Source organism: Paraburkholderia sp. BR14320, from assembly GCF_040948665.1.
Classification (GTDB): domain Bacteria; phylum Pseudomonadota; class Gammaproteobacteria; order Burkholderiales; family Burkholderiaceae; genus Paraburkholderia; species Paraburkholderia youngii.
On sequence record NZ_JBFPKG010000017.1, the window covers coordinates 26186 to 42364 of the forward strand.

Below are 16179 nucleotides of genomic sequence, written 5' to 3' on the forward strand. Positions count from 1 at the left end.
CTCGATGCCTTCCCGCCTGACTCCAACGACCGCCGCGCGCTCCAGCGCGTCCGGCGCCACGTCCGCTTTCACGCCGATGCCTGATTTTTCCGCGCGTCTGATCGCCTGGCAGCGCCAGCATGGCCGCCACGATCTCCCGTGGCAGAACACGCGTGACCCGTATCGGATCTGGCTGTCCGAAATCATGCTGCAGCAGACCCAGGTCTCGACGGTAATACCGTACTACGCGAAATTTCTCGCGCGATTCCAGGATGTCGCCGCGCTCGCCGCGGCGCCGTCCGATGACGTGATGGCACTGTGGGCCGGCCTCGGTTACTACACGCGCGCGCGCAATCTGCATCGCTGCGCGCAGGTCGTCGTCGAGCAGCATGGCGGCGCGTTTCCCGCGTCGGTCGATGAACTCGCCGAGTTGCCCGGCATTGGCCGCTCGACGGCCGCGGCGATCGCGTCATTCGCGTTCGGCGCGCGCGCGACGATTCTCGATGGCAACGTGAAGCGGGTGCTCGCGCGGGTGTTCGGCGTCGAAGGTTTTCCGGGCGAGAAGAAAGTCGAGAACGCGATGTGGACGCTCGCTGAATCACTATTGCCGCCGAATGCGTCGAACGCGGAGGTCAGCGCCTACACGCAGGGCTTGATGGATCTCGGCGCGACCTTGTGCGCGCGCGGCAAACCCGACTGCACGCGCTGTCCGTTCGCGCCGGACTGCGTCGCCAACGTCAGCGGACGTCAGCGGGAATTGCCGACCGCGCGCCCGAAAAAAGCGGTGCCGACGCGACGCACATGGATGCTGGTGCTGCGCGACGGCAATGCGGTGATGCTCGAGCGACGGCCGCCGTCGGGCATCTGGGGCGGTCTATGGAGTCTGCCCGAAGCCGCCGACGAAGCGACGCTCGCCGAGCGGGCGCGCGCGTTCGGCAGCGATGGCGAAGTGTCGGCGCTTGCGTCGTTCTCGCACGTGTTCACGCATTTCAAGCTCGACATCGAACCGCGGCTTGCCGAGCTCGATCGCGGTGTCGGCGCTCTCGCCGCGCTCAACGATGCGGACACCACCTGGGTTGCGCTCAGCGATCTGGATTCGTTCGGCGTGCCGGCGCCGGTGCGCAAGCTGCTCGCCAGCCTGCATGGTTCGTTGATCTAGCGGAAGGACGACTTCAGGATTTCACAGCAATTGATGCTGCTGCATGTAGTGATGCACGACGTCGATGCGCGCGCCGGCGTCGGTCAGTTCCATCAGCTTTTGCCGCGCGCGCAACGCGATTGGCAGCACCTCCGCGAGACGGTTGGACACCCACGACGGATCGTCCAGCCGGAACGGTTCCGCGAACGGCAGGCTGTCCGGATCGCGTTCGCGGATCGTCGCGATAATCCGCTCGAGCACTTCCGCGCACGCGCCGAATTTGGCCAATAGCTCATTGCCTTCGAGCGGCAGGTCGTCGGCGAGCGGCTCGGCCATGCCGACCAGCAGACCGCTCGCTTCGACGCGATGCGACAACAGGCGAAAGCGCTTCGTGCCGCGTGCGCGAATTAGCAACATGCCGAAAGCCTCGACGTCGCATTCGTCGATTTCGGCGAGACAGCCGATCGTTTCGGGCACCGAAGGTTCTTCCTCACGCGCGACTTCGGCGCCGCTTTTCAGCATACACACGCCGAACGGTGTTTTTCCGCGCAGGCAGTCACGCGCCATGTCGAGGTAGCGCGCTTCGAAGATCTTTAGCGGCAGCAAGCCATCGGGAAATAGCACCGTATGCAGCGGAAACAGCGGCAAATCGGCGTACACAGTAGGCGTAGAGGACATGGCGCAACGCTTCGGGTTAAGGCCGCGCGATGCGGCCGGTTAAGCCACCAGCTTCGATGATTCGCCGACGTCGACCGGCGCATCGCGGTGCCGCACGATCACATTCGCCGATGTTGCGAGACGCGCGGCGAGCGTCTCCGCGATGAATACCGAGCGGTGCTGGCCGCCCGTGCAACCGATTGCGACGGTCAGATAACTGCGATTGTCGTCGCGGAAATGCGGCAGCCACTTGGACAGATACTTCTCGATGTCGTCGATCATCTCGTGGACGACCGGCTGAGCATCGAGAAAGTCCATTACAGGTTTGTCGAGGCCGGTGAGCGGCCTCAATTCATGATCGTAGTATGGGTTCGGCAGCGTGCGTACGTCGAATACGAAATCCGCGTCGAGCGGTACGCCGCGCTTGAAGCCAAACGACTCGAACATCAGTACGAGCCCTGCGTCCTCCTGTTCGATGAAGCGCTTGACCCATGCGCGCAGCACGTTCGCGCGCAGATTGCTCGTGTCGATCTGATGGCCGAATTCGGCAAGTCCCGCGACCAGTTCACGCTCGCGTTCGATCGCTTCGGCGAGCGACGTGAGCAGGCCGACGTCCGCGTCGTGCGCGGGCGAGCCGGACAACGGATGGCGGCGACGCGTTTCGGAAAAGCGTTGAATCAGCGACTGCGTGCTCGCGCTCAGAAACAGCACGCGCACGTCATGCGAGCGCTTGAGGTCGCGGATCATTGCGGGCATTTCGTCGAGCGACGAACCGGAGCGCGCGTCGATCGCGACCGCGAGACGGTCCTGGCCGTCAGCGGCGAGGTAGGTGGCGAGTTGCTGCAGAAAACGCGGCGGCAGATTGTCGACGCAGTAATAACCCGCGTCTTCTAGCGCGTTCAGGGCAACCGATTTGCCGGAGCCGGAGATACCGGTGATCAGGATTATGCGCATGGAGTCGTCGAAAGCGTAGATTTCATCATAGCATCTGGCCTCCATGCGCGTGCCCGCGTCCTGCCTTCCGCCGGGCGCTTCATGGCGCTGTGATCGGCTTCAGATCAGCTTGCCGGGAAACTGGCTATCGGGATCCTGCATGGCGAGACGTTGCCGATCCATGAAATCGCGCAGCGTGTCGATACCGCGCAACTGCAGGATCGTATTGCGCACGGCCGCTTCAACCAGAACCGCGAGGTTGCGGCCTGCGGCCACCTGGATCGTCACCTTGCTGATCGGCAGGCCGAGCACGTCGACGGTCTGGCTTTCCAGCGGCAGTCGCTGGAATTCGCCGTCGGGGCGGCGCACCAGTTGCACGATCAGCTTCAGTTTCATTTTCCGGCGCACCGCCGTTTCGCCGAAGATCGTCTTGATGTCGAGCAGTCCGAGGCCGCGCACTTCCAGCAGGTTCTGCAGCAGCGGCGGGCAGCGTCCTTCGACGAAGTCCGGGCCGAGGCGTACGAAGTCGACTGCGTCGTCGGCGACGAGACCGTGGCCGCGGCTGATCAGTTCGAGCCCGAGCTCGCTCTTGCCGAGACCCGAGTCGCCGGTCAGCAGCACACCCATGCCGAGGATGTCGAGAAACACGCCGTGCAGCGTCGCGCGCGGCGCGAGAATGCGCGACATGTAAAGTCGCAGACTGTCGATCACCGCGGCCGCCGAGGTCGGAGTCGTGAACAGCGGCGTCGACGAGCGCGTGCAGCGCAGCACAAGCTCAGGCGGCGCAGCGACGCCGCCCGCGACGACGAGAAACGGTGGCTCGAGCGCAATCAGCTCGGCCATGTGGCGCGAGCGGTCTTCATCGGTCTGACGTTTGTAGTAGTCGATTTCCGCATCGCCGAGCACCTGGATCCGGTTCGGGTGGATCAGGTTCAGGTGGCCGACGAGGTCGGCGCTCGAGGTGGCATTGGCGACCGATTCCGAAGAGAAGCCGCGCTCCCAGCCTTCATGCCCCGTGAGCCAGCTGAGTTTCAGCATGGCGGCGTTGTCGTCGAAAATGCTCTGGGCGTTGATGCTGGACGTATCCATGAGTCAGTGACTCCAGTGTTAGCCGCTTGCCGGGCCTTACCTGCGTGTGTGCGCGCGTATCTACTACCGCCGCCGTTGCATCAAGGTTGCCACTGAGTAAGCAGGCGATGCAACGATTCGCGGTCTTCTTCGGTGTGCAGCCGCTCGCGGGCGTCGCGATCGGACAGCAATTGCGCGATCTCGGAAAGAATTTCGAGGTGCTGTTGAGTGGCCTGCTCGGGGACGAGCAGGAAGATCAGCAGCGAGACCGGCTGGCCGTCCGGCGCTTCGAAGGGGATGGGTTCCGCGAGTCTGACGAATGCGGCGAGCGGTTGCTTGAGGCCCTTGATCCGCCCGTGCGGAATCGCGACGCCTTCGCCGAGCCCTGTCGAGCCGAGTCGTTCTCGCGCAAAAAGATTGTCTGTGACGGTACTGCGGGCGATGCCGTTCTGGTTCTCGAAGATCAGGCCCGCTTGCTCGAACACGCGTTTCTTGCTGGTGACCGATAGTCCGATGACGACGTTCTCGAGGGGAAGAAATTTGGCTAAACGATTCATGTTGACAGGCGAAAACGTGGCCTGAGTTCTCCCCAACGGGGCGGTTGAGTGACGTTCCATTCGTTCGATGCTGGCGAAGACGGACGGTGGAGTCGATCGCGAAAGCGTGAGATTTCGACCGGCCGTACTTCATCAGAACTGGCTTGACCCCGATGGTAACCGGAACATTATAGAACAGGGTGACAGCCGATGGTGCGGCGCGCCATCTATGCATATCAGGTTTTTCACCGCTTGCGGTGCGGAATATGTCGCGCTGCGCAAACGTCTGCGGGAATGGTTGAGCCTGGCTGCGGCGACGGGGCGCCGGCGCAGTGCGCAAGCCGGGCGCTGAAACGAAAAACCGCCCGGTTGTGGGCGGCTTGACGAGTCCCAGAGAAATCAGCAATTCCCTCTAGTTTCTCCTATTGCGGCGGCACGTCCAGTTGCGGCGCCGGCTGATACTTGATCGCTTCGTGCTGATGGCCTTGCAGGCGATCCTTGTGGCGTATCACCTGTCTGTCGAGCTTGTCGATCATCAGATCGATTGCAGCGTACAAATCACTGTCACAACTCTCGACGAAAATATCCTTGCCCTTCAGGTGGAGGTTGATTTCCACCTTTTGGCGCTTCTCCTTTTCCTTATGGTTGTCGACCGAGAGGACCACACTGCCGTCGATGACCTGATCGAAATGTCTTAGCACCCTGTCCAGTTTGGTGATCACGTATTCGCGCAACGCAGGCGTTACTTCGAGGTGGTGTCCACTGATCTTGAGATTCATAGTGCTTCTCCAAGCTAATGGCCGCTTGGTCCGCACAATGACAAAGGTCCGGTCGATCTGACGGCTTGCCTGTGTCGCCCCCCGGTGACGGACATCTGGCAGGTCGCAGCGGCCGGCCTGTCCGCCAGGTGCGGAGCGGCCGGTAAATGCCCGCTGCAAAACGCGGCGGGCTACAGAGACTTGCGCAGGTTGACTGCCGGGATTTTGAGCGCCTCACGGTATTTCGCAACGGTACGACGTGCGACCACGAAGCCCTGTTCCGCCAGCAGTTCGGCTATGCGACTGTCTGAAAGTGGCGATTTCGGGTTTTCCGCTCCTATCAGTTGTTTGATCAGCGCGCGAATGGCCGTGGAGGAGGCCGCGCCGCCGGTGTCCGTCGAAACGTGTGAGCCGAAAAAGTACTTGAATTCCAGCGTCCCGAAAGGGGTCAGCATGTATTTACCGGTTGTCACACGCGAGACAGTCGACTCGTGTAGGCCCAGCGTATCAGCTATTTCCCGCAAAACCAAGGGGCGCATGGCGATTTCGCCGTGCACAAAAAAGCTCTTTTGACGCTCGACAATCGCCTGCGCAACTCGCAGGATCGTCTCGAAACGCTGCTGGATGTTTTTGATCAGCCAGCGTGCTTCCTGGAGTTGCTGGCGCAACGATCCGCTGCCCGGATCGCCCCGGTTGTTGCGCAGAATATTCGCGTACAGATGGTTGATGCGCAGCTTCGGCACCACCTCGGGATTCAGCTCCGCCTGCCAACCCTGTGCCGTTTTCCGCACCATGATGTCGGGCACCACGTAGTCCGCTTCGGCCTTGCCGTAGGCGGCGCCAGGAAATGGTTCAAGCGAGCGGATGAGCATGTGCGCGTCACGCAGCTCGTCGTCGCTGGCCTTTAGGTGCTTGCGCAGCCGCGTGAAATCGCGCGCGGCGAGCAGTTCCAGGTAATGGCCGACAATGTCTAGCGCGAGCGCGCGCGTGGGCGATGGATCGAGCCGCAGCAACTGCAGCTTCAGACATTCGGATGCCGAGCGCGCGCCGACGCCGGGCGGGTCGAAGCTATGCAGCAGCGCAAGCGCGGCGTTCAGTTCGTCGACATCGACCTCGAGTTCTTCGGGCAGGTCGGCCAGCACTTCTTCGAGCGTGGCGGCGAGATAGCCGTCGTCGTCGAGCGATTCGATCAGGAACGTGATGAGCGCGCGGTCTCGCGGGCTCGCCTGGGTGACGCGCAGTTGCGCCATCAGGTGGTCGCGCAGCGAAGTGCTCGATTCGTGGATTTGCAGCGGGGGCAGGTCGTCGTCATCCGACGCGGTGCCGGAGCGGCCGTAGTCGTCGAGGTTCCATTGCGACGAATCGCCGCCGCCGTCGCCCGAGAGACCGTTGTATTCGTCGACACCCTGCGGCTCGCCGCTTTCGGCGCGCTCGCCGTTGCCCTCGGAGGAGGCCGAACCGTTGCCGGCCATCGGGTCGGCTGGCGCCGAGGAGCCAGGCGTCTGGGCAATTACGGAACCGTCGGCCGCAACCCGCAACGGGCTCGCGATCCACTCGTCTTCGTTTTCGAGGAGCGGATTCTGCGAGATCGCCATGGCGACTTCCTGCTGCAATTCGAGCGTCGACAACTGCAGCAGCCGGATGGACTGTTGCAGTTGCGGCGTCAGCGCAAGATGCTGCGATAGGCGGAGTTGGAGGCTGGCTTTCATGGCAAGTTGAGATTCATTGTAGAGAGTTTGCCACGACCGCGATACCTTGCGGCACACGCAATTTTTGGGTACGCCGAAATGGCGCGCCGCGCGGCGCCAGCCTGCGCCGCCGGAAAACGGATGTGCGGGTGCCGCAAAAACGGCGTTCCCGGTCCCGCGAGCTCGCGAGACCGCGAACGCCGTGTGTGCTTACATGCGGAAGTGCTCGCCCAGATAGACGCGCCGCACGCTTTCGTTTTCGATGATGTCGCTGGGCGCGCCGGCGGCTAGCACGCTGCCGTCGCTGATGATGTACGCGTGATCGCAGATGCCGAGCGTTTCGCGCACGTTGTGGTCGGTAATCAGGACGCCGATATTGCGCTGCTTCAAGAACTTGACGATTTTCTGGATTTCCAGCACGGCGATCGGGTCGACGCCGGCGAACGGTTCGTCGAGCAGAATGAAGCTCGGATTGGTTGCCAGCGCGCGCGCAATTTCAACCCGACGACGCTCGCCGCCGGACAGCGACAGCGCTGGATTTTCGCGCAGATGCGCGATCTGAAGCTCGTCGAGCAGCGCTTCGGTGCGCGACGTGATCGCGTCTTTGCCGAGACGCTTGCCATTTTCGTCGTGCTGCAATTCCAGCACCGCGCGGATATTCTGCTCGACGGTCAACTTGCGGAACACCGACGCTTCCTGTGGCAGATACGACAGGCCGAGCGACGCGCGCTTGTGAATGGGCAGCAGGCTGATCGACTTGCCGTCCAGATCGATTTCGCCGGCGTCGAGCGGCACGAGTCCGACGATCATGTAGAACGACGTGGTCTTGCCGGCACCGTTCGGGCCGAGCAGGCCGACCACTTCGCCGCTCTTCACGTCGAGCGACACGTCCTTGACGACCGTGCGCGAGCCATAGCGCTTTTTCAGATTACGCACGACCAGCGAACTGCTGGTGCCGGCCGGCTTGCGATGGGGGAGCGGCGTGATTGTGCTGCTGACGGTGCTCACTGGTTCGGCGCTCCCTGGATCGAGTTGGACGGCGTGAGCGTGGCCGACGCGCCGGTCAGCGGCGCGGCGCCGGCGTTGCGCGGCGACAGCATCGCGCGCACGCGGCCGGTCGGGTTGCCCGGACCGGCGACGTCCTTGCCCGCCTTGGCGGTGTAAAAGTCGTTCTGGCCGTCGTAGGTGATCACGCTGCCGTGCACCTGGTCGAGCAGCGTCGTCATGCTCTGCAGGCGGCGCACCGTCGCGTTGGTGGTCAGCGTGGTCAGGTCCTGCTTGCCGTCGTAGTCGATGCGGATGGCCGTACCCTCGATGTATTCGTCGAGCCCTTCGCGCTTCTGGCGGAAATACGACAGATTGTTGCCGCTCGAGGTGCCGGTCGCGAACTGGTAGCCCTGCGGGTCTTGCGACACTTCGACGCGATCGGCCTTGATCAGGATCGTTCCTTTGGTCGCCACCACGTGGCCGGTAAAGATGCTGACCTGCCGCAGGTCGTCGTAAGTCATGTTGTCAGCTTCGATGTTCAGCGGCTTGTCCTTGTCGGCGCGGTCCGCGTGCGCGAGCGGCGCGAAGCCGACGAGCGGCAGCGCGACGACGAGCGCAGCAAGTGCGGCGCGGCACGCGGAAAGCGCGCGGGAACGGCCGGTATCAAAACGGGGGAGCGATTCGTTCATGCAGTCACGCCTGGAATGGATTACCCGGTATGCGTTGGCTTAGTGGCCGGAATCGGACGCGGCGATTGCGCCTCTTACATTGCCGAACAATTGCATAAACCGGGTGACATTGTTGTATTTCATGCCACTGGCAGTCATCACCGACATGCCGCGCTGAAGTTTAACTGGCTTTTCAGTCTCGATCACATCGTCGTTGACGAGGACCCTGAAATGCTCGGAGTCGGCCTGCATCTGCGGATCGCCGCCGCCGGGCGCGCGCAGGATGCGGGCGTTCTGGTACAGATTGACGATCGACGCATCCGCGTTGACCGTGCCGGTATCGCCGGTCGCGGTCACGATCGGCTTGCCGGGCTGGAACGCGCGCATCGCCGGCTTGACGAGGTCGCTCATTTCGTCGTCCTCGTAATGGATCAGCGACTGCGCGGTCAGCCGGTACTGCGTCGCGCCCGACTGGTCGAGCTCGGACACCGAGAAGTTGTCCGCGAAGTAGTCCGGCGTGTGCTCTTTCGGGCGCGCCTCGTTGTCGGTCTTGCGCGGCAACGTGGCTTGCAGCAGCCACCACGTGATGCCGGCGAGCGCCGCCATCGCGATGAGCGGGATCAGCGAGGTCAGGCGAAACTGGTTCATCCCACGAGGCCCCGTTGCTCGCCGCTGCACGCCGCCGCAAGCAGTGCTTCATATTTGTGCTGCGCGCGCAGCAGCGTGTCGACCACTTCGCGTGCCGCGCCGTGGCCGCCGCGCGCTTCGCTGACCCAATGCGCACGCGCGATCACTTCGGGATGCGAATTGGCCGGCGCAGCCGCGAAGCCGACGCGCAGCATTACCGCGAGATCGACCCAGTCGTCGCCCATGTAACCGCATTCCTCGGCGGTGAGGCCGGTTTTCCGCAGCAGGTCGGCGAACGCCTGCGGCTTGTCCTGCACGCCCTGATAGACGTGCGTGATGTTCAATTCTTTCACCCGCGCCGCCACGATGCCGGACTGGCGCCCCGTGATGATGGCCGTTTCGATGCCGGCCTGGCGCAGCAGCTTCATGCCGTGGCCGTCCATCGAGTTGAAGCCTTTCATCGTGTCGCCTTCCGCCGTGAACAGCAGGCCGCCGTCGGTCAGTACGCCGTCGACGTCGAAAATCATCAGCTTCACGCGGCTCGCGCGTTCGGTAGCGGTAGGGGGAGCAACTGCCATCAGATCACCTTCTTCGAAAACAGGTCGTGCATGTTGAGCGCGCCGATTAGCTTGCCCGATTCGTCGACGACCAGCATCTGATTGATGCGATAGCGCTCCATCAGTTCCACGGCTTCGACCGCGAGTTGATCCGGCCCGATCGTGCGCGGGCCCGCGGTCATCACCGAACCGATCGGCAACTGGCGAAAATCGCCGTCGCGTTCGAGCACGCGGCGCAGGTCGCCATCCGTGAAGATGCCCGTCACACGGCCTTCCTGGTCAACAACCGAGGTCATGCCCATGCGTTTCGCGGTCAGCTGGAAGAGGGCATCGCTGACGGTCGCCTCGGGTGTGACCTGCGGCAACTGGTCGCCGGTGCGCATGACGTCGCGCACATAGGTAAGCAGGCGTCGGCCGAGCGCGCCGCCCGGATGCGAGCGCGCGAAGTCGTCACGGCCGAAGCCGCGCGCGTCGAGCACCGCGACTGCCAGCGCGTCGCCGAGCGCGAGCGCGGCGGTGGTGCTGGCGGTGGGTGCGAGATTCATCGGACAGGCTTCCTTCGCGACGCCGGAATTCAGATGCACGTCCGCGAGTTGCGCGAGGCTGGAGCCCGGGCGGCCCGTCATCGCGATCAGCTTCGCGCCGATCCGCTTGATGAGCGGCAGGATTGCCATCAGCTCTTCGGTTTCGCCAGAATTGGAGAGCGCGAGGAACACGTCGTCGGCGGTGACCATGCCGAGGTCGCCGTGGCTCGCTTCCGCCGGATGCACGAAGAACGCGGGTGTGCCGGTGCTTGCCAGCGTGGCCGCCAGCTTGCGGGCTATGTGGCCTGATTTGCCGATGCCGGAGACGACCACGCGTCCACGGCAGCCCAGGATGAAATCGACCGCGCCGACAAAACTGCCGTCGAGCTGGTCGCGAAGCGCGCGCACGGCGTCCGCTTCGATGTCGAGTACGTCGCGAGCAAGCGTGAGTGCCCTGTCGCCATTGATTTTCGCTATCATGCGCGGAGTATAGCAAAGGCGCCTGTTCGCCGCGCCGGGCCTACTGTGCCGGGCCGCTGTCTTCGTCGGCCTGCCGATAGTCTCATTTGCAGCTGCTTTGGCGTTCGTTAGCAGCTTTTTGCCGGCCCTATCCATCATGTCGCACGGTGTTCTCGTGCGCGGTTCCGCTGACGAACGAGGACGCTTCACCCATGCGTTTTTGCCGATGATTTCCCCGCTCGAAATGACGCTGTTTCTGTTGCTGGCATCGGTGGCGGGCGTGGTGATCTTTCGCTTCCTGAATCTGCCGCCGATGCTCGGCTATCTGACGGTCGGCATCGTCGTCGGGCCGCATGCGTTCGGGTTGATTCCCGATTCGGCCGGCGCGCAGAACCTCGCGGAATTCGGCGTCGTGTTCCTGATGTTCTCGATCGGGCTGGAGTTTTCGCTGGCCAAGTTGCGCACGATGCGCCGGCTCGTGTTCGGACTCGGCTTGCTGCAGGTGATCGGCACGGTCGCGGTGGCGGTGTCGCTCGGCTTCGTGCTGGAGCGCTGGGTACATATCACGTGGCAGGCGTGCGTCGCGCTGGGCGGCGCGCTGGCGATGTCGTCGACGGCGATCGTCAGCAAGATGCTCGCGGAGCGGCTCGAGATCGAAACCGAGCACGGCCGCAATATTTTCGGCGTGCTGCTGTTCCAGGATCTCGCGGTGGTGCCGCTGTTGATCATCATTTCGGCGCTCGGCGGGCGCTCGGAGAATCTGGCCAGCGCGCTCGGCATCGCGGCGATCAAGATCGTCGTGGCCCTCGCGCTGCTGCTGATCGTCGGCCAGCGCTTCATGACGCGCTGGTTCAACGTGGTCGCGCGGCGCCGCTCGCAGGAACTGTTCATCCTCAATCTGCTGCTGGTGACGCTCGGCGCCGCGTTCATCACCGACAAATTCGGGCTGTCGCTCGCGCTCGGCGCGTTCATCGCCGGCATGCTGATCGCCGAGACGCCGTACCGGCATCAGGTGGAAGAGGACATCAAGCCGTTTCGCGACGTGCTGCTCGGGCTCTTCTTCGTGACCACCGGCATGCTGCTCAATCCGCGCGTGATCTGGGAGCATCCGCTCGTCGTGCTGGCGTTTTTCATCGGCCCCGTGTTGCTGAAGATGGTCATGATTACCGGCCTCGCGCGGCTTTTCGGCGCGACCCCGGGCGTGGCGATGCGCACCGGCATCGGTCTCGCGCAGGCGGGTGAGTTCGGTTTCGTGCTGTTGAACCTGATCCTCGACCGGCATCTGGTCGACGCGACCCTGTTGCAGACGATTCTCGCCGCGATGCTGCTGTCGATGCTCGCCGCGCCGTTCATGATCCAGAACGCGGACCGCGTCGTGCTGCGGCTGTCGTCGACCGAATGGATGATGCAGTCGTTGCAGATGACGCGCATCGCGACCCAGAGCCTGAAGCAGAGCGGCCACGTGATTATCTGCGGCTATGGGCGCGCCGGGCAGAACCTCGCGCGCATGCTCGAGCATGAAGGGCTCTCGTATGTCGCGCTCGACCTCGATCCCGACCGCGTCGCGGCGGCAGCGGCGGCTGGTGAATCGGTCGTGTTCGGCGACGCGGGGCGGCGCGAGTCGCTGCTGGCCGCGGGCCTGCATCGCGCGGCCGCGATCGCGATCACCTACGCGAACACGCCGTCGGCACTGCGCGTGCTGCACAACATTCACGAGATGGAGCCGACGCTGCCGGTCATCGTGCGTACCGTCGACGACGCCGATCTGGAGAAACTGCTCGCCGCCGGCGCGACCGAGGTGATTCCGGAGATCGTCGAGGGCAGCCTGATGCTCGCGTCGCATACGCTCGTCGTGATGGGCGTGCCGATGCGCCGCGTGGTGCGACGCGTCGAGGAGATGCGCGACGAACGCTACTCGCTGTTGCGCGGCTATTTCCACGGTGCCGACGACATCGACGACGACGACGGTCACGAGCAGGTGCGGCTACAATCGGTGCCGGTCGACGAGAGCTCCGACGCGGTGGGCCGTACGCTCGCCGAGGTGGGCCTGTACGAACTCGGTGTCGAAGTGACCGCGATCCGCCGGCACGGCATCCGCGGCGTCGAACCGGACCCGTCGACGAAACTGCGCGCGAGCGACATCGTGGTGCTGCGCGGTCTGCCCGAGCAACTGGCGCAAGCCGAGGAGCGGCTGTCGCAGCATCGCCGCGCCGCCGCGGCCTGAACCCGTGAACCCGGACCGTTCTGGCGGGCGACCCTGATTCAAGCTTTTCACCGGACCTGCCGAGGTCCATCCGGAGACATCATGTCCAACGCGCTCGCGAGCGCGCCGCTCGATGCGGCCGACTACCTCAGAAGTCACATTCGCACGGTGCCCGACTGGCCGCAGCCGGGCGTGCAGTTCCGCGACATCACGCCGCTCCTGCGCGAGCCGAAGTCGCTGCGCGTGCTGATCGACCTGTTCGTGCAGCGCTATATCGATGCGAAGCTCGATTACATCGCCGGGCTCGATGCGCGCGGCTTCATCATCGGGCCGATCGTCGCGCACGAACTGAGCCTTGGCTTCATCCCGATTCGCAAGGCGGGCAAGCTGCCGTACAAGCGGATCTCGCAATCGTATGAACTGGAATACGGCACCGCGACCGTGGAGATTCACGAGGATGCGTGCGAGCCGGGCGACCGCGTCGTGATCATCGACGACCTGATCGCGACCGGCGGCACGATGATGGCCGGCAAGCTGCTGCTCGAGCGGCTCGGCGCGGTCGTCGTGGAAGGCGCGGCGATCGTCGACCTGCCGGACCTGGGCGGTTCGAAGCTGCTGTGCGAGGGCGGTCTTGCCCTCTATACAGTGACGAGTTTCGGCGGTCACTGAGCCGGGAGGCCGTTACAGCGCGCGGTCGGGTTTTTCGCCCTACCAGCTGTTAAAGCCGTACGAGCCGCACAAGCTCCGTTGGCCGCACCAGGCCAACCGGGTTCCACGACATGGCTCACCGCCAGGGCTCATCAGCCGCCCAACCAGAAGGCCACCACGATGCCCAATTTCCTGCTGTTTCTCGCCACTTCGATTGCGATCACCGTGGCGCCCGGCCCCGACAATCTGCAGGTGCTCGCGCGCGGCATCTCCCAGGGCCGCGCGGCCGGCCTCGTCGCCGCGCTCGGCTTTGCCGCCGGCATCACCTTTCATACGACGCTCGCGGCGCTCGGCGTTGCCGCGCTGCTGCGTTCGTCGCCGCTCGCGTTCGAAGCGATCAAGCTCGCCGGCGCCGCGTATCTGGTGTGGATCGGCATCAAGGCGTTGCGCAGCCAGGGACTCGCGACCGCCCACGAGCGTGCGCCGCAGCCGCTTTCGGCAGTGTTTCGCCAGAGCGTGCTCGGCAATCTGATGAATCCGAAGGTCACGCTGTTCTTCGTCGTGTTTCTGCCGCAGTTTGTGCAACCCGACGGGGCGCAGAGCGTGACCGTGCAGATGCTGGAGCTCGGCGCGCTGTTCATGCTGCAGACCGTCGTGGTGTTTTCGCTGTTCGGCGTGTGCGCGGGGATCATCGGCAGCTGGCTCAGACGGCGGCCGCGTGTCGGCCTGTGGCTCGATCGCGTGGCTGGCGCGACGTTCATCGCGATCGGGATTCGCGTCGCGCTGCGCGACTGACGCGCGTCACGCGACCCCCTGTTTCCGCTTTGCCAGGTTCGCCACGACGGTGGACAGTTTGGAGTTTTCGATGACTTTGCCTTGCATCACCGCCGCGCGCCGCTTCGACGCGAACGCGCATCGGCCGTTTCTGATCGGCGCCGAACAGGTCGGCTGGATTCGCGAGCGCGACGTGCCGCTGCTCGCGCGCTGGCCCGACGTGTTCGAGATTACGAACAACGGCGTGACGCTCTGCGCGACCTTCGATACCGTCGATTTGCGCAGCGCGGCGCTCGCTTCCGTGATCGGCGCGCTCGCCGCCGATGGCCGCATCCCCGGCTGGCGCAACGAAACCTACGCGATCCGCAACGCGTTCGACGCGCCGCCGCTCGCGTATATCGAGCGCGCGGCGTCGCGCTTCTTCGGCACGATGACGTACGCGGTGCATCTGAACGGCGTCGTAGAATATGCGGATGGCGGTGCGCCCTCTGGCGGAGCGCCCCGTGGCGCGCCGCAATTGTGGATCGCCCGCCGCAGCGACACGAAGGCCACCGATCCCGGCATGCTCGACAACGTCGTCGCGGGCGGGATCGGCTGGGGCTTCGGCATCGCCGAAACGATCGTCAAGGAGTGCTGGGAAGAAGCGGGCATTCCAGCGGAGATCGCGGCGAGCGCGGTCGCGGGCCGCACCGCGCATGTGCTGCAATCGCTGCCGGAAGGCACGCAGGCCGAGCAGATTTTCATCTACGACCTCGCGCTGCCCGCCGACTTCGCGCCGCGCAACCAGGACGGCGAAGTGGGCGAACACCGGCTCGCGCGCATTGACGAAGTCGCGCGCTGGATCGAGGAAGGCGCGCTGACCGTCGATGCCAGCCTCGCGACGCTCGATTGCCTGCTGCGCCGCCGCTGGATCGACGAGGACGCGTGCGAGGGCATCGACGCGCTGTTCGCGCCGCCGTCGCTGGGCTAACTGACGCTCATCGGTCAGGCCCGCCCGCGCAGCCAGTACCCACTGAAACAAACCACGCATTGAAGAAGGGAGTCACCGAGGTCATGTCGACCGATCACAGCTTTATCCTCAAACTGTCGTGCGCCGACCGGCCCGGCATCGTTCACGCCGTGTCGGGCTTTCTGTTCGAGCGGGGCAGCAATATTCTCGACTCCGCGCAGTTCGGCGACAGCCGCACCGGCGAGTTCTTCATGCGCGTGCATTTTCAGCAGGTGGGCGGCGATCCGGGACTGGACGCGCTGCGCGCGTCGTTCGTGGCCCTCGCCGAGCAGTTCGGCATGAGCTGGGAGTTGCACGACGCGAACGTGAAGCCGCGCGTCGTGATCATGGTGTCGAAGATCGGCCACTGCCTGAACGATCTGCTGTTCCGCTACCGCACCGGTCAACTCAACATCGAGATCCCGGCGATCATCTCGAACCACAAGGAGTTCTACCAGCTCGCCGCGAGCTACGACATCCCGTTCCATCACTTCCCGCTGCTCGGCGGCACGCCCGAAGCGAAAACCGCGCAGGAAGCGCGCGTGCTCGAAGTGATCAACGAGCATCAGGCCGACCTCGTGGTGCTCGCGCGCTACATGCAGATCCTGTCGCCGAACCTGTGCGAGGCGCTCGCCGGCCGCGCGATCAACATCCACCATTCGTTCCTGCCGAGCTTCAAGGGCGCGAAGCCGTACTACCAGGCGTTCGACCGCGGCGTGAAGCTGATCGGCGCGACGGCTCACTATGTGACGACCGATCTCGACGAAGGTCCGATCATCGAGCAGGAAGTCGAGCGCGTCGACCACAGCATGACGCCGGAGCAACTGACGGCGATCGGCCGCGACGTCGAGTGCGTGACGCTCGCGCGCGCGGTGAAGTGGCACGTCGAGCACCGTGTCGTGCTGAACGGCAGCAAGACGGTGGTGTTCCGCTAAAAATTGCGCCGGTAACACCGCGCCGGTCGAGGCCGGCGTGGCGCTTTCCCCG

Annotated in this window: 17 protein-coding genes; 6 read left to right on the forward strand and 11 right to left on the reverse strand. The window is 64.3% G+C overall.

What is annotated here, in order from left to right; translation table 11 throughout:
• The first annotated feature begins 4 nt into the window (after positions 1-4).
• On the forward strand, positions 5-1138 hold the full coding sequence (gene mutY / locus AB3X89_RS17720; RefSeq protein WP_368584426.1) for an A/G-specific adenine glycosylase: 1134 nt from the start codon (positions 5-7) through the stop codon (positions 1136-1138).
• A 21-nt stretch (positions 1139-1159) separates the two neighbouring features.
• Here mutY and AB3X89_RS17725 read toward each other — a convergent pair whose 3' ends face one another.
• The 11 genes from AB3X89_RS17725 to kdsD form a co-directional block, all read right to left on the reverse strand.
• Positions 1160-1795 carry an LON peptidase substrate-binding domain-containing protein gene (locus AB3X89_RS17725; RefSeq protein WP_368584427.1) on the reverse strand — a complete coding sequence of 212 codons (636 nt, stop codon included), beginning with the start codon at positions 1793-1795 and terminating at the stop codon, positions 1160-1162.
• A gap of 39 nt (positions 1796-1834) precedes the next feature.
• Complete coding sequence (rapZ, locus tag AB3X89_RS17730; RefSeq protein WP_041734268.1) at positions 1835-2728, reverse strand: RNase adapter RapZ; 894 nt, start codon at positions 2726-2728, stop codon at positions 1835-1837.
• Between the two features lie 99 nt (positions 2729-2827).
• Entirely contained in the window at positions 2828-3796 is a 969-nt protein-coding gene (gene hprK / locus AB3X89_RS17735) for an HPr(Ser) kinase/phosphatase (RefSeq protein WP_008921706.1), read from the reverse strand.
• 80 nt (positions 3797-3876) lie between these two features.
• Complete coding sequence (locus tag AB3X89_RS17740) at positions 3877-4392, reverse strand: PTS sugar transporter subunit IIA (RefSeq protein WP_013088326.1); 516 nt, start codon at positions 4390-4392, stop codon at positions 3877-3879.
• Between the two features lie 341 nt (positions 4393-4733).
• Positions 4734-5090, reverse strand: coding sequence for a ribosome-associated translation inhibitor RaiA (gene raiA, locus AB3X89_RS17745; RefSeq protein ID WP_008921708.1), 357 nt, complete (start codon positions 5088-5090; stop codon positions 4734-4736).
• Between the two features lie 170 nt (positions 5091-5260).
• Entirely contained in the window at positions 5261-6778 is a 1518-nt protein-coding gene (locus AB3X89_RS17750) for an RNA polymerase factor sigma-54 (RefSeq protein ID WP_368584512.1), read from the reverse strand.
• A gap of 189 nt (positions 6779-6967) precedes the next feature.
• Positions 6968-7744: an LPS export ABC transporter ATP-binding protein gene (lptB, locus tag AB3X89_RS17755; RefSeq protein WP_176110652.1), complete on the reverse strand. Its 777-nt coding sequence runs from the start codon at positions 7742-7744 to the stop codon at positions 6968-6970.
• A gap of 17 nt (positions 7745-7761) precedes the next feature.
• On the reverse strand, positions 7762-8433 hold the full coding sequence (gene lptA / locus AB3X89_RS17760) for a lipopolysaccharide transport periplasmic protein LptA (protein ID WP_176109615.1): 672 nt from the start codon (positions 8431-8433) through the stop codon (positions 7762-7764).
• A 39-nt stretch (positions 8434-8472) separates the two neighbouring features.
• Positions 8473-9060: an LPS export ABC transporter periplasmic protein LptC gene (gene lptC, locus AB3X89_RS17765; protein WP_368584428.1), complete on the reverse strand. Its 588-nt coding sequence runs from the start codon at positions 9058-9060 to the stop codon at positions 8473-8475.
• Entirely contained in the window at positions 9057-9617 is a 561-nt protein-coding gene (locus tag AB3X89_RS17770; protein WP_368584430.1) for a KdsC family phosphatase, read from the reverse strand. The genes lptC and AB3X89_RS17770 overlap by 4 nt, the downstream gene beginning before the upstream one ends.
• The gene (kdsD, locus tag AB3X89_RS17775; protein ID WP_368584431.1) at positions 9617-10600 is read right to left on the reverse strand and encodes an arabinose 5-phosphate isomerase KdsD; all 984 of its coding nucleotides are present in this window, start codon (positions 10598-10600) and stop codon (positions 9617-9619) included. Before kdsD ends, AB3X89_RS17770 begins: the two co-directional genes overlap by 1 nt.
• 205 nt (positions 10601-10805) lie before the next feature.
• Here kdsD and AB3X89_RS17780 point away from each other — a divergent pair, with 205 nt between their 5' ends.
• From AB3X89_RS17780 to purU, 5 genes are all read left to right on the forward strand, one after another.
• Positions 10806-12803 carry a cation:proton antiporter gene (locus AB3X89_RS17780; RefSeq protein WP_368584513.1) on the forward strand — a complete coding sequence of 666 codons (1998 nt, stop codon included), beginning with the start codon at positions 10806-10808 and terminating at the stop codon, positions 12801-12803.
• Between the two features lie 81 nt (positions 12804-12884).
• Positions 12885-13451 (forward strand): adenine phosphoribosyltransferase, encoded by a 567-nt coding sequence (locus AB3X89_RS17785; RefSeq protein WP_368584432.1) that lies wholly within the window; start codon positions 12885-12887, stop codon positions 13449-13451.
• A gap of 159 nt (positions 13452-13610) precedes the next feature.
• Positions 13611-14225, forward strand: a complete 615-nt coding sequence (locus AB3X89_RS17790) for a LysE family translocator (RefSeq protein WP_368584434.1) — start codon at positions 13611-13613, stop codon at positions 14223-14225.
• A 70-nt stretch (positions 14226-14295) separates the two neighbouring features.
• Positions 14296-15174 (forward strand): DUF4743 domain-containing protein, encoded by an 879-nt coding sequence (locus AB3X89_RS17795; protein ID WP_368584435.1) that lies wholly within the window; start codon positions 14296-14298, stop codon positions 15172-15174.
• An 83-nt stretch (positions 15175-15257) separates the two neighbouring features.
• On the forward strand, positions 15258-16127 hold the full coding sequence (purU, locus tag AB3X89_RS17800; protein WP_368584436.1) for a formyltetrahydrofolate deformylase: 870 nt from the start codon (positions 15258-15260) through the stop codon (positions 16125-16127).
• Positions 16128-16179 lie beyond the last annotated feature (52 nt).

Excerpts from the sequence above, each read along its gene's own strand:
- mutY (WP_368584426.1), top strand. The coding sequence starts at position 5 with ATGCCTTCCCGCCTGACTCCAACGACCGCCGCGCGCTCCAGCGCGTCC.
- AB3X89_RS17725 (WP_368584427.1), bottom strand. The coding sequence starts at position 1,795 with ATGTCCTCTACGCCTACTGTGTACGCCGATTTGCCGCTGTTTCCGCTG.
- rapZ (WP_041734268.1), bottom strand. The coding sequence starts at position 2,728 with ATGCGCATAATCCTGATCACCGGTATCTCCGGCTCCGGCAAATCGGTT.
- hprK (WP_008921706.1), bottom strand. The coding sequence starts at position 3,796 with ATGGATACGTCCAGCATCAACGCCCAGAGCATTTTCGACGACAACGCC.
- AB3X89_RS17740 (WP_013088326.1), bottom strand. The coding sequence starts at position 4,392 with ATGGAACGTCACTCAACCGCCCCGTTGGGGAGAACTCAGGCCACGTTT.
- raiA (WP_008921708.1), bottom strand. The coding sequence starts at position 5,090 with ATGAATCTCAAGATCAGTGGACACCACCTCGAAGTAACGCCTGCGTTG.
- AB3X89_RS17750 (WP_368584512.1), bottom strand. The coding sequence starts at position 6,778 with ATGAAAGCCAGCCTCCAACTCCGCCTATCGCAGCATCTTGCGCTGACG.
- lptA (WP_176109615.1), bottom strand. The coding sequence starts at position 8,433 with ATGAACGAATCGCTCCCCCGTTTTGATACCGGCCGTTCCCGCGCGCTT.
- lptC (WP_368584428.1), bottom strand. The coding sequence starts at position 9,060 with ATGAACCAGTTTCGCCTGACCTCGCTGATCCCGCTCATCGCGATGGCG.
- AB3X89_RS17770 (WP_368584430.1), bottom strand. The coding sequence starts at position 9,617 with ATGGCAGTTGCTCCCCCTACCGCTACCGAACGCGCGAGCCGCGTGAAG.
- kdsD (WP_368584431.1), bottom strand. The coding sequence starts at position 10,600 with ATGATAGCGAAAATCAATGGCGACAGGGCACTCACGCTTGCTCGCGAC.
- AB3X89_RS17780 (WP_368584513.1), top strand. The coding sequence starts at position 10,806 with ATGATTTCCCCGCTCGAAATGACGCTGTTTCTGTTGCTGGCATCGGTG.
- AB3X89_RS17785 (WP_368584432.1), top strand. The coding sequence starts at position 12,885 with ATGTCCAACGCGCTCGCGAGCGCGCCGCTCGATGCGGCCGACTACCTC.
- AB3X89_RS17790 (WP_368584434.1), top strand. The coding sequence starts at position 13,611 with ATGCCCAATTTCCTGCTGTTTCTCGCCACTTCGATTGCGATCACCGTG.
- AB3X89_RS17795 (WP_368584435.1), top strand. The coding sequence starts at position 14,296 with ATGACTTTGCCTTGCATCACCGCCGCGCGCCGCTTCGACGCGAACGCG.
- purU (WP_368584436.1), top strand. The coding sequence starts at position 15,258 with ATGTCGACCGATCACAGCTTTATCCTCAAACTGTCGTGCGCCGACCGG.